Raw genomic sequence first — 13,079 nt, 5'->3', positions numbered from 1 at the left:
CCCGCCCTCACCGGCGGGGCGTTTTTCGTTGGTCTTATCCGAGCGATACACGCAAAGATAAATCGGTCATTGCGCAGTGTCATAACGGTGCATAAACTGTCCTTATACATCTTGCCAGATGGACTGAATCGGACGCCCTTCCTCCCGCTCCCCCAGAAAGTTGGCGACATATGAACAACACGTCTTCTCCGGTCGAAATTCCTCAGCCGGCCCCCCGCAGCTCCCGTCCCGAAATCATGGCGGAAGAGATCATCGAGCGCCTGACCTACCGTATCGGCAAGGACGCCAAGGTGGCGAAGCCCCACGACTGGCTGACCGCCACCATCCTGGTGGTGCGCGACCGCATCATCGACACCTGGATGGAATCCACCCGCAAGGTCTATCGGACCGGCGGCAAGCGCGTCTATTACCTCTCGCTCGAATTCCTGATCGGCCGCCTGATGCGCGATGCCGTCAGCAACATGGGGCTGATGCAGGAAATCCGCGACGCGCTGTCCTCGCTCGGTGTGGATATCGACGTGATTGCGGTTCTGGAACCGGATGCCGCACTCGGCAATGGCGGTCTCGGCCGGCTCGCTGCCTGTTTCATGGAGAGCATGGCGACCGTCGACATCCCGGCCTACGGTTACGGCATCCGCTACGTCCACGGCCTGTTCCGCCAGCAGATGGCCGACGGCTGGCAGGTCGAGCTTCCGGAAAGCTGGCTTGCCCACGGCAACCCCTGGGAATTCGAACGTCGCGAGAGCTCCTACGAAATCGGTTACGGCGGCACGGTCGAAACCGTCGGCGGGTATGACGAGACGCCGCGTTACGTCTGGAAGCCGGCCGAACGCGTCATCGCCATGGCCTACGACACGCCGGCCGTCGGCTGGCGCGGAAAACGCGTCAACACGCTGCGCCTCTGGTCGGCCCAGCCGATCGACCCGATTCTATTGGACGCCTTCAACGCCGGCGACCACATCGGCGCCCTGCGCGAAAGCAACAAGGCCGAAAGCCTGACCCGCGTCCTTTATCCGGCCGACGCCAACCCGGCCGGCCAGGAACTGCGCCTGCGCCAGGAATTCTTCTTCTCGTCGGCCTCGCTTCAGGACATCCTGCGCCGCCACCTGCAGCAATATCCGGATTTCACGAACCTGCACGAAAAGGTCGCGATCCAGCTCAACGACACCCACCCGGCCGTGTCGATCGCCGAGCTGATGCGCCTCCTGACCGACATCCACGGCATGGATTTCGAGCAGGCCTGGTCGGTCACCCGCCAGACCTTCTCCTACACCAACCACACGCTGCTGCCGGAAGCGCTGGAAACCTGGCCCGTACCGCTGTTCGAGCGCCTTCTGCCGCGTCACATGCAGATCGTCTATGCGATCAACGCCCTGATCCTGATCGAGGCGCGCAAGCAGAAGAGCTTCTCCGACACCCAGATCCGCTCGATCTCGCTGATCGACGAAAGCGGCGACCGTCGCGTCCGCATGGGCAACCTTGCCTTTGTCGGCTCGCATTCCGTCAATGGCGTCTCGGCCCTGCATACGGACCTGATGAAGGTGACGGTGTTCGCCGACCTGCACACGATGTATCCGGCCCGCATCAACAACAAGACCAACGGCATCACGCCGCGCCGCTGGCTGATGCAATGCAACCAAGGCCTCACCTCGCTGATCCAGGAAGCGATCGGCGACGAGTTCCTCGACAATACGGACGCCTTGCAGGGGCTCAACGCCCATGCCGACGACCCGGCCTTCCAGGAAAAGTTCGCCGCCGTGAAGCGGGCCAACAAAGTGCAGCTCGCCAACCTCGTCGGCAGCCGCATGGGCATCCGCATCGATCCGTCGGCGATGTTCGACATCCAGATCAAGCGCATCCACGAATACAAGCGCCAGCTGCTCAACATCATCGAAGCCGTCGCCCTCTACGACCAGATCCGCTCGCATCCCGAAATGGACTGGGTCCCGCGCGTAAAACTGTTCGCCGGCAAGGCGGCGCCGAGCTATCACAACGCCAAGCTGATCATCAAGCTCGCCAATGACGTGGCGCGCGTCATCAACAACGACCCGGCCGTCCGCGGCCTGCTCAAGGTCGTCTTCGTGCCGAACTACAACGTCTCGCTCGCCGAGATCATCGTTCCGGCCGCCGATCTCTCCGAGCAGATTTCGACCGCCGGCATGGAAGCCTCCGGCACCGGCAACATGAAGTTCGCACTGAACGGCGCGCTGACCATCGGCACGCTCGACGGTGCGAACGTCGAGATGCGCGACCATGTCGGCGAGGAAAATATCGTCATCTTCGGCATGACCGCCGACGAGGTCGCCAAGGTCCGTTCCGAGACCTACCAGCCTCGCGCCATCATCGAGAAGTCACGGGAACTTGCACAGGCGCTCAATGCCATCGCCACGGGCGTCTTTTCGCCGGACGACCGTTCCCGCTTCACGACCCTCACCGACGGCATCTACAATCACGACTGGTTCATGGTCGCCGCCGATTTCGACGCCTATGCGGACGCCCAGCGCAACGTTGACCAAATCTGGTCCGACCCTAAATCCTGGTATTCGAAGACAATTCGCAATACCGCCCGGATGGGATGGTTCTCCTCGGACAGAACTATTCGTCAGTATGCGTCTGAAATCTGGAGAGCCTGATGAAAAAATCGCCGCGCGTCGATGACGGGAGAGTCCCTGGGGAGATTCCGTTATCCGAGATCGAGGCGATTTTGGAAGGCAGGCATACCAATCCCTTTGCCGTCCTCGGGCTCCACAAGCTCGGGGATGGTTTCAGGGTCCGTTGCTTTGTTCCGGGTGCCGAGGCCGTCACCGCACTGTCGCTCGGCGGCGCCGAACTCGGGGAACTGACTCGCCGCCACGATGCCGGATATTTCGAAGGCCTCGTCAACGCCACCCACCTGCAGCCCATCCGCTACCGCGCCCGCCGTGGCGATGACGAATGGGCGGTCACCGACCCTTATACGTTCGGCCCGGTGCTCGGCCCGATGGACGACTATTTCGTCCGCGAGGGCTCGCATCTGCGCCTGTTCGACAAGATGGGCGCCCATGCCCTGAAACACGAGGGCGTCGAGGGTTTCCACTTCGCCGTCTGGGCGCCGAACGCCAAGCGCGTTTCCGTCGTCGGCGACTTCAACGGCTGGGACGGCCGGCGGCACGTCATGCGGCTACGCGTCGATACCGGCATCTGGGAAATCTTCGCCCCCGACATCAGGCCGGGTGCCGCCTACAAGTTCGAAATCGTCGGCAAGAACGGCACCGTCCTGCCGCTGAAAGCCGACCCTTACGCCCGGCGGGCCGAACTGCGCCCCGACACCGCCTCGGTCACCGCACCGGAACTCTCCCAGGCATGGGACGATGCCGCCCACCGGGAGTTCTGGGAAAAGGCGGACCATCGCCGCCAGCCGATCTCGATCTACGAGGTGCATGCGGGCTCCTGGCGCAAAAAGCCGGACGGCTCCTTCCTCTCCTGGGACGAGCTCGCCTCGGAACTGATCCCCTATTGCACCGACATGGGCTTCACCCATATCGAATTCCTGCCGATCACCGAACATCCCTTCGATCCGTCCTGGGGATACCAGACGACCGGGCTTTTCGCCCCGACCGCCCGCTTCGGCGAGCCGGAGGGGTTCGCCCGCTTCGTCAACGGCTGCCACAAGGTCGGCATCGGCGTGATCCTCGATTGGGTGCCGGCGCATTTCCCGACCGATGCCCACGGCCTGCGTTTCTTCGACGGTACGGCACTCTACGAACATGCCGATCCGCGCCAGGGTTTCCACCCGGACTGGAACACCGCGATCTACAATTTCGGCCGGCTCGAAGTGCTTTCCTACCTCGTCAATAACGCGCTCTACTGGTCGGAGAAATTTCATCTCGACGGGCTGCGCGTCGATGCCGTCGCCTCCATGCTCTATCTCGACTATTCGCGCAAAGAGGGCGAATGGGTGCCGAACGAATATGGCGGGCGCGAGAACCTCGAGGCGGTGCGCTTCCTGCAGAAGATGAACTCGCTTTCCTACAACGCCCATCCGGGCGTGATGACGATCGCCGAGGAATCGACCTCCTGGCCAAAGGTCTCGCATCCCGTCCACGAAGGGGGCCTTGGTTTCGGCTTCAAGTGGAACATGGGCTGGATGCACGACACGCTGAGCTACATGCAGCGCGAACCGATCCACCGCAAACATCACCACCACGAACTCACCTTCGGCCTCATCTACGCCTATTCCGAAAATTTTGTCCTGCCGTTGTCCCACGACGAAGTGGTGCACGGCAAAGGCTCGCTGATTGCCAAGATGGCCGGCGACGACTGGCAGAAATTCGCGAACCTGCGGGCCTATTACGGGTTCATGTGGGGTTATCCCGGCAAGAAACTGCTGTTCATGGGCCAGGAATTTGCCCAGTGGAGCGAATGGAGCGAAACCCGCTCGCTCGATTGGAACCTGCTCCAGTACCATCCGCACGAGGGCATGCGCCGCTTGGTCCGCGATCTCAACTTCTGTTACCGCTCCAAACCCGCGCTGCATGCGCGCGACTGCGAGGGCGATGGTTTCCAGTGGCTGATCGCCGACGACGCGGAAAATTCCGTCTATGCGTGGCTGCGCATGTCGCCGGGAGAAAAGCCGGTGGCGGTGATCAGCAATTTTACGCCCGTCTACCGTGAAAATTTCCGCATCCCCTTGCCAATCGAAGGCAGATGGCGGGAAATCTTGAATACCGACGCCGAGATCTACGGCGGCAGCGGCAAAGGCAATGGCGGTCGCGTTCAGGCTGTGAACGCGGGAGGAACCGTTCAGGCCGAAGTCACGCTGCCGCCGCTGGCGACGATCATGCTCGAACTGGAACAAGCATAAGGGACTTTGGGAGGGACCGATGAACGAGAAAAGAATTCAGCCTCTGTCGCGCGATGCCATGGCCTATGTGCTTGCCGGCGGCCGCGGCAGCCGATTGAAGGAACTCACCGACCGCCGCGCCAAGCCGGCAGTCTATTTCGGCGGCAAGGCGCGCATCATCGATTTCGCGCTCTCCAACGCCCTGAATTCCGGCATCCGCCGCATCGGGGTGGCGACGCAGTACAAGGCCCATTCGCTGATCCGCCACATGCAGCGCGGCTGGAACTTCTTCCGCCCCGAGCGCAACGAGAGCTTCGACATCCTGCCCGCCTCCCAGCGCGTCTCCGAGACGCAATGGTATGAAGGCACCGCCGACGCCGTGTTCCAGAACATCGACATCATCGAGGCCTACGCACCTGAATACATGGTCATCCTCGCCGGCGACCACGTCTACAAGATGGACTACGAATACATGCTCCAGCAGCATGTGGATTCCGGCGCGCAGGTCACCGTCGGCTGCCTGGAAGTGCCGCGCATGGAAGCCACCGGCTTCGGTGTCATGCACGTCAACGAGAAGGACGAGATCATAGCCTTCGTCGAGAAGCCCGCCGATCCGCCCGGCATTCCCGGCAATCCCGGTTTTGCGCTCGCCTCGATGGGCATCTACGTCTTCCACACCAAGTTCCTGATGGACGTGCTGAAGCGCGACGCCGAAACGCCCGGCTCCAGCCGCGATTTCGGCAAGGACATCATTCCCTATATCGTCGAGCACGGTAAGGCCGTCGCCCATCGTTTCGCCGATAGCTGCGTCCGGTCCGATTTCGAGCGCGAACCCTACTGGCGAGACGCCGGCACGGTCGATGCCTACTGGCAGGCCAATATCGACCTGACGGAAATCGTTCCGGGGCTTGATATCTACGACAAGTCCTGGCCGATCTGGACCTATGCGGAAATCAACCCGCCGGCGAAATTCGTCCATGACGACGAAAACCGCCGCGGGTCGGCGACCTCGTCGGTCGTGTCGGGCGACTGCATCATCTCCGGTTCGTCGCTCAATCGAAGCCTGCTCTTCACCGGGGTACGCGCCAATTCCTATTCCCGCCTGGAGGGCGCGGTCGTGCTGCCGAATGTCCGGATCGGAAGACGCGCGCAGCTTCGCAATGTCGTCATCGATCACGGTGTAACCATTCCGGAAGGCCTGGTGGTTGGCGAGGATCCCGAAGTCGATGCGAAGCGTTTCCGCCGCACCGAAAACGGCATCTGCCTGATCACCCAGACGATGATCGACAAACTGGACCTGTAACGCGTTATGGAAGTGCTTTCGGTTGCGTCCGAAGTCTATCCGCTGGTCAAGACCGGCGGACTTGCCGATGTGGCCGGGGCGCTGCCGCTGGCGCTGAAGGGCCATGGCGTTTCGGTCAAGACGCTGATGCCCGGTTATCCTGCGGTGATGCGGGCCGTCAAGGACGCGAAAGTCGTTGTCAGCTTCGAAAACCTGCTCGGCGCCAGGGCCGACGTGCTCGAAGTCGAGCACCAGGGGCTCGACCTCCTCATCCTCGATTCCCCGACCTTCTTCGACCGCCCCGGCGGCCCTTATGTCGATGCGACCGGCAAGGACCATTTCGACAACTGGCGTCGTTTCGCGGCCCTCTCCAAGGCCGGCGCGATGATCGCGCAAGGGGCAATGGCGGACGGAACTGAGGGCTGGCGGCCTGACATCGTCCACGTCCATGACTGGCAGGCGGCGATGGTGCCAGCCTACATGCGCTATTCCGATAAGCCGGAAGTGCCGACGCTCATCACCATCCACAACATCGCCTTCCAGGGCCAGTACGGCGCCGACATCTTCCCCTATCTCGAGCTCCCGGCGCATGCCTTCAGCATCGAGGGCGTCGAATATTTCGGCGGCGTCGGTTACCTGAAGGCAGGCCTGCAGACGAGTTGGGCGATCTCGACCGTCAGCCCCTCCTACGCCGAGGAAATCCTTACCCCCGAATTCGGCATGGGTCTCGAAGGCCTGCTGACGATCCGCCAAGGCGACCTGCATGGCATCGTCAACGGCATTGACGCCGAGATCTGGGACCCGGCCACCGACCCCGCCGTGAAAACCCACTACGACGCCGCGACGCTAAAGACCCGGGCCGAGAACAAACGGGCCGTCACCGAGCGTTTCGGCCTCGACCAGGAGGCAGGGCCGCTGTTCTGCGTCATCTCCCGCCTCACCTGGCAGAAGGGCATGGACCTGCTGGCCGAAACGCTCGACGACCTCGTCGCGATGGGCGGGCGGCTCGCCGTGCTCGGCTCCGGCGACCGGGCGCTCGAAAACGCCTTCCATGCCGCGGCCAAGCGCCATCCCGGCAAGGTCGCCGTCCTCTCGATCTATGACGAGCCGCTCTCCCATCTGATGCAGGCGGGCTGCGATGCGATCGTCATCCCCTCGCGCTTCGAGCCCTGCGGCCTCACCCAGCTCTACGGCCTCAGATACGGCTGCATTCCGGTCGTCGCCCGAACCGGCGGCTTGAACGACACCGTCATCGACGCCAGCCACGCCGCGATCGCCGCCAAGGCAGCCACCGGCGTATCCTTCAGCCCGGTCACCACCGACAACCTGCGCCGGGCACTTCGCCGCACCGTTCGCCTCTACCATCAGCCGAAGGTCTGGACGGGGATGCAGAAGCAGGGCATGAAATCCGATGTATCCTGGGAAAGGAGCGCCGGACTTTACGCCGGCCTCTATACCAGCCTTATTGCCAAAAAAGGTTCCTGACCATGATCAAGACCGTCACCACCGCCCCCTATCAGGATCAGAAGCCGGGCACGTCCGGCCTGCGCAAGAAGGTCCCCGTCTTCGCGCAAGCGAACTATGCGGAGAACTTCATCCAGTCGATCTTCGACAGCCTCGAAGGCTTCGAAGGCCAGACGCTGGTGATCGGCGGCGACGGCCGCTATTACAACCGCGAGGTCATTCAGAAGGCGATCAAGATGGCCGCAGCCAGCGGCTTCGGCAAGGTCATGGTCGGTCAGGGCGGCATCCTCTCGACGCCCGCCGCCTCCAACATCATCCGCAAATACAAGGCCTTCGGCGGCATCATCCTCTCCGCCAGCCATAATCCCGGCGGTCCGACCGAGGATTTCGGCATCAAGTACAATATCGGCAATGGCGGCCCGGCCCCGGAAAAGATCACCGACGCGATCTTCGCCCGCTCCAAGGTCATCGATACCTATAAGATCGCCGATGTCGCCGATCTCGACCTCGATGCGATCGGCTCCTTCGACGTTGCCGGCATGGCGGTCGAGGTGATCGACCCGGTCGCCGACTATGCCGAGCTGATGGAACAGCTGTTCGACTTCCCGTCGATCCGGGCGCTGATCGCCAGCGGCGTCAATGTCGTCATCGATTCGATGGGCGCCGTCACCGGCCCCTATGCACGATATATCCTCGAAAACCGGCTCGGTGCGCCGGAAGGCTCGGTGCGCAACGCCGTGCCCCTGCCGGATTTCGGCGGCCACCACCCGGACCCGAACCTCGTCCACGCCAAGGAGCTTTATGACGACGTGATGAGCCCCGACGGGCCGCATTTCGGCGCCGCTTCCGACGGCGACGGCGACCGCAACATGGTCGTCGGCAAGGGCATGTTCGTCACCCCCTCCGACAGCCTGGCGATCATCGCCGCCAACGCCACCGTCGCTCCGGGCTACGCCCGCGGCCTCGCCGGCATTGCCCGCTCCATGCCGACCAGCGCTGCCGCCGACCGCGTTGCCGAAAAGCTCGGGCTCGGCATGTACGAGACCCCGACCGGCTGGAAGTTCTTCGGCAACCTGCTCGACGCCGGCAAGGCGACCGTCTGCGGCGAGGAAAGTTTTGGCACCGGCTCCGACCACGTGCGCGAAAAGGACGGCCTCTGGGCGGTGCTCTTCTGGCTGAACATCATGGCCGCCCGCAACGAAAGCGTCGCCGAGATCGTCAAGTCGCACTGGGCCGAATACGGCCGCAACTACTATTCCCGCCACGACTACGAAGAAGTCGATTCGGACGCCGCCACCCTGCTGATCACCGCCCTGCGCGACAAGCTGGCGACCCTCCCCGGCCAGTCGTTCGGTGCGCTGAAGGTCGCAACCGCCGACGACTTCGCCTATCACGATCCGATCGATGGTTCCGTCTCCAAGAACCAGGGCATCCGCATCCTCTTCGAAGGCGGCTCCCGCGTCGTCTTCCGCCTCTCCGGCACCGGCACCTCGGGCGCCACGATCCGCGTCTATGTCGAGCGCTACGAGCCGGATCCGTCACGCCACGCGATCGACACCCAGGAAGCGCTCGCGGACCTCATCGCTGTGGCCGACCAGATCTCCGATCTGCGCAAGAGGACAGGCCGCGACAAGCCGACCGTGATTACCTGAGCCTATGGCGAAAACGGCGATCCAGGGCGGCGTGACTTTGACGGCAGACGGCGCGGATTTCGCCGTCTGGTCGCACCATGCCGAGCGGATCGAGCTCTGCCTTTTCGACGCCGAGGGAAAGAAGGAAACCGCCCGCCACCGGCTGGTGCGCGGCCGCGACGATATCCACCGCATCTCGGTGCCGGCGCTCGGTGCCGGCGCCCGTTACGGCTACCGCGCCTGGGGTGCCTACGATCCCGATAACGGCTCCTGGTTCGATTCGTCGAAACTGCTGGTCGATCCCTATGCCCGCGAACTCGACCGTCCCTTCCGCCACGATGCCCGGCTCACGATGTTCGGCGTCGATACCGCAGATCTGGTGCCGAAGACGGTCATTACCCGCGACCCGCTCGCCAAGATCGGCCGTCCGATCCTGCCGCCCGGCGGCTTCGTCTACGAGATCGCGGTAAAACCCTTCACCATGCTCCACCCGGCGATCCCGGAAAAACAGCGCGGCACGGTCGCAGCGCTTGCCCATCCCTCGATCGTCGCGCACCTGAAGAAGATCGGCGTCGACGCGATCGAGCTGATGCCGATCACCGCCTGGATCGACGAACGCCACCTGCCGCCGCTCGGCCTTACCAACGGCTGGGGCTACAATCCGATCGCCTTCATGGCGCTCGATCCACGCCTCTGCCCCGGCGGCATCAGGGAACTGCGCGAAACGGTCGCAACGCTGCACCAGGCCGGCATCGGCACCATCCTCGATCTCGTCTTCAACCATACCGGCGAAAGCGACCGGTTTGGCGCAACGCTCTCCATGCGCGGCATCGACAACCGCTCCTATTACCGCCATGTCCACGGCGAGCCCGGCCACCTGGTCAACGATACCGGCACCGGCAACACGGTCGCCTGCGACCACCCTTATGTCCGCCGGCTGATCATCGACACGCTCCGCCATTTCGTCGTGCATGCCGGCATAGACGGTTTTCGCTTCGACCTCGCCCCGGTCATCGGCCGCACGGAAAGCGGTTTCGAGGCCAAGGGCGAGACGCTGAAGGCGATGATCTCCGACGAGGCGCTGAAGGACCGCGTCCTGATCGCCGAGCCCTGGGATATCGGGCCTGGCGGCTACCAGCTCGGCAATTTTCCGGAACCCTTCCTCGAATGGAACGACCGCGCCCGCGACGACATGCGCCGCTACTGGCGCGGCGACCAGTGGACGACGGGCGCGCTCGCAACAAGGCTTTCGGGGTCATCGGATATTTTCGAAAAGTCCGGCCGCAGCCGCACCGTCAACTTCCTCGCCGCCCATGACGGCTTCACCCTCATGGACCTCGTCTCTAACGAGCAAAAACACAACGAGGCGAACGGCGAACAGAACCGCGACGGCCACGGCGAGAATTTTTCCTGGAACAACGGCGTCGAAGGCGAGACGGATGATGCGGCGATCAACGACAACCGCCGCCGCGATGCCGCGGCCCTCATCTCCACCCTGTTTGCCAGCCGCGGCACCGTCATGCTGACGATGGGCGACGAAGCCGGACGCAGCCAGCGCGGCAACAACAATGCCTATTGCCAGGACAATGCCATCACCTGGTTCGACTGGAGCAAGATCGACAAGGTGCTCGTCGAACACACCGCCATGCTCGCCGCGCTTCGAAAGCGCTTCGCGGTCTTTTCGCAAACCTCCCTCTTCACCGGCAACGGCGATGTCGAATGGCTGTCCGCCTCCGGCAAGCCCATGGAGGTCGGCGACTGGGAAAATCCCGGCAACCCGGTGCTCGGCATGGTGCTGAAGACGCTCGACCGGCAGACCGACAAAGACACCCGCATCGCCATCCTCTTCAACCGCGGCCACGAGCAGGCAAGCTTCGCGCTTCCCGGCTGGGGATGGAAACATTTCGCCTCCCGCGAGCTGTGGAATCAGGTGCTTCCCGCCCGTTCGGTCCGTTTCTGCATCGAGGAATGATGCGCTGCAAAAATCACTCGCCAACCAAGGCAAACCCTGTAAAGTCCGCCAGCCATCAGAGCAGTTCCGGGAAAGTATCAAGCGGCATTCCGTCCGGAATTGCGTCAGCTTTCTGGAAGAAATCAGTGAGGTCGCATGCGTGAAATTTCGCTAACCGAGGTCGGGGGTCTGGTTGGCACGGAAGTCGGCGTATCGGATTGGCTCACGGTGGATCAGCCGATGATCGACCTCTTCGCTAAGGCCACCCACGACCACCAGTTCATCCATGTCGATCCGGAACGGGCGCTGACAGAGAGCCCCTTCGGCGGCACCATCGCCCACGGCTTCCTGACGCTGTCGCTGCTGTCTGCCATGAACTTCGACTGCGTGCCGAGGATCCGCGAACAGACGATGGGCATCAACTACGGTTTCGACCGCATCCGCTTCATGTCGCCGGTCAAAAGCGGCAGCCGCATCCGCGGACATTTCACCCTGGCCGAAACCCGCTTCCGCGGCGCCGGCATGCTGATGACCACTTACGACATCTCGATCGAGATCGAGAACGAGAGGAAACCGGCGCTGACGGCCATCTGGATCACCATCATCCAGTTCGATCCGAAGGACCGGCCCGAAGGAGTGTAACCGCCATGGCGTCCGAAGAGGAAATCAGGCAGGCGTTCCGTGAACAGATCGTCGCCGGCCAGATCCTCGGATCGCCTTTTACCGCGCGCCTCGGCAAGTTGATGCTAGAGCATCTCGACCGTTCGACCGAAGTCGGCAGGCGGATTTTGAGCTGGGAAGGCGATCCCGGCACAAGGGGCGACCTGGTGCCCACCCGCCTCGCCGGCGCCCTGCATGCGCTGATCATCGACGGCAAGGATGATCGCCTGAAGGCCGCCTACCCGCCGAACGAGGTAAGCGACGACGTGCTTTGGACCGCGATCGCCAGCGCCTTCGAAACCCATGAAGCCTTCATTCTCGAACGGCTGAATTTCGCCCCGCAGACCAACGAGGTGCGTCGGTCGAGCGGCTTGCTCGCGGGCTTCCTCACGATTGCCGATCTGTTCCGTCGGCCGTTGATCCTGTCGGAATTCGGTGCCAGCATGGGCCTCAATCTCAATTGGGACCGCTATCATCACGATCTCGGCGGTTTGCTCTGGGGCGATCCGTCATCGCCAGTCTGGCTGAAGCCCGATTGGCAGGGTCCGCCCCCGCCTGATGTCGAGATCACAGTTACGGACCGCGCCGGCTGCGATCTCAACCCGCTCGACCCGAACTCCCCGCAAGACAGCCTGCGGCTCCTCTCCTACATCTGGGCGGACCAGGTGGACCGGGTGGAACGTACGCGCGCCGCGCTGCAGATCGCCAGACAACATCCGGCGATCGTCGAAAAAGGCGATGCGCTCGCCTGGCTGCGCGACAAGCGGCTGAAGGTGCTTGTGTCTGGCACCGTCCATGTCGTCTACCATTCGATCGCCTGGCAGTATTTACCGCCGGAAGCCCGCGCCTCGGGCGAGGCGATCCTGGCCGAGGCCGGCAGCCGTGCGACGGAAGATGCCCCACTTGCCCGGTTGCAGATGGAAATGGACGACGATCCGAACAGCGCGGCGCTCAGCCTGCAGATCTGGCCGACCGGCGAGACCCGCGAACTCGGTCGCATCGATCCCCACGGTCGCTGGGTAAGATGGAAGGGTTGGCAAACTTGAGTGACCTGAACCCGGCCGAAATCGAGCAGACGAAACTGCTGGCTTCCTATATTACCTGGCGAGGCTAACCCTGAGGAGACTGGCATGACGGCAGAATGGCTTTTCGTCTCATTCGGAATGCCTGCCATTATCGGGATCGTCGCCTATACGGCGTATCGCCTGCACGAGTGGGATCTCGACCGCAAGCACAAACCCCGCCAGCCCGGCGAGTGATCCCCGCAGC

Annotated in this window: 9 protein-coding genes; all 9 read left to right on the top strand. The window is 63.0% G+C overall.

Annotated elements, in window-relative coordinates; translation table 11 throughout:
- Nucleotides 1-170 precede the first annotated feature (170 nt).
- Nucleotides 171-2,633 (top strand): glycogen/starch/alpha-glucan phosphorylase, encoded by a 2,463-nt coding sequence (locus C5L10_RS03815; protein WP_105428584.1) that lies wholly within the window; start codon nt 171-173, stop codon nt 2,631-2,633.
- The gene (glgB, locus tag C5L10_RS03810) at nt 2,633-4,843 is read left to right on the top strand and encodes a 1,4-alpha-glucan branching protein GlgB (protein ID WP_105428583.1); all 2,211 of its coding nucleotides are present in this window, start codon (nt 2,633-2,635) and stop codon (nt 4,841-4,843) included. Before C5L10_RS03815 ends, glgB begins: the two co-directional genes overlap by 1 nt.
- 19 nt (nt 4,844-4,862) lie before the next feature.
- On the top strand, nt 4,863-6,125 hold the full coding sequence (gene glgC / locus C5L10_RS03805; RefSeq protein ID WP_046634651.1) for a glucose-1-phosphate adenylyltransferase: 1,263 nt from the start codon (nt 4,863-4,865) through the stop codon (nt 6,123-6,125).
- 6 nt (nt 6,126-6,131) lie between these two features.
- On the top strand, nt 6,132-7,589 hold the full coding sequence (gene glgA, locus C5L10_RS03800; protein WP_105428582.1) for a glycogen synthase GlgA: 1,458 nt from the start codon (nt 6,132-6,134) through the stop codon (nt 7,587-7,589).
- A 2-nt stretch (nt 7,590-7,591) separates the two neighbouring features.
- Nucleotides 7,592-9,220 carry an alpha-D-glucose phosphate-specific phosphoglucomutase gene (locus tag C5L10_RS03795; protein ID WP_105428581.1) on the top strand — a complete coding sequence of 543 codons (1,629 nt, stop codon included), beginning with the start codon at nt 7,592-7,594 and terminating at the stop codon, nt 9,218-9,220.
- A 4-nt stretch (nt 9,221-9,224) separates the two neighbouring features.
- Nucleotides 9,225-11,171 carry a glycogen debranching protein GlgX gene (gene glgX, locus C5L10_RS03790; protein WP_105428580.1) on the top strand — a complete coding sequence of 649 codons (1,947 nt, stop codon included), beginning with the start codon at nt 9,225-9,227 and terminating at the stop codon, nt 11,169-11,171.
- Between the two features lie 135 nt (nt 11,172-11,306).
- Complete coding sequence (locus tag C5L10_RS03785) at nt 11,307-11,792, top strand: MaoC family dehydratase (RefSeq protein ID WP_046668259.1); 486 nt, start codon at nt 11,307-11,309, stop codon at nt 11,790-11,792.
- 5 nt (nt 11,793-11,797) lie between these two features.
- Nucleotides 11,798-12,856, top strand: coding sequence for a DUF2332 domain-containing protein (locus C5L10_RS03780; RefSeq protein ID WP_105428579.1), 1,059 nt, complete (start codon nt 11,798-11,800; stop codon nt 12,854-12,856).
- A gap of 84 nt (nt 12,857-12,940) precedes the next feature.
- Complete coding sequence (locus C5L10_RS34705) at nt 12,941-13,069, top strand: hypothetical protein (RefSeq protein WP_255393569.1); 129 nt, start codon at nt 12,941-12,943, stop codon at nt 13,067-13,069.
- Nucleotides 13,070-13,079 lie beyond the last annotated feature (10 nt).

Source organism: Neorhizobium sp. T6_25 (assembly GCF_002968555.1).
Classification (GTDB): domain Bacteria; phylum Pseudomonadota; class Alphaproteobacteria; order Rhizobiales; family Rhizobiaceae; genus Neorhizobium.
The sequence above is the reverse complement of the archived record's forward strand: the minus strand, read 5'-3'. Positions and strand labels throughout refer to the sequence as shown.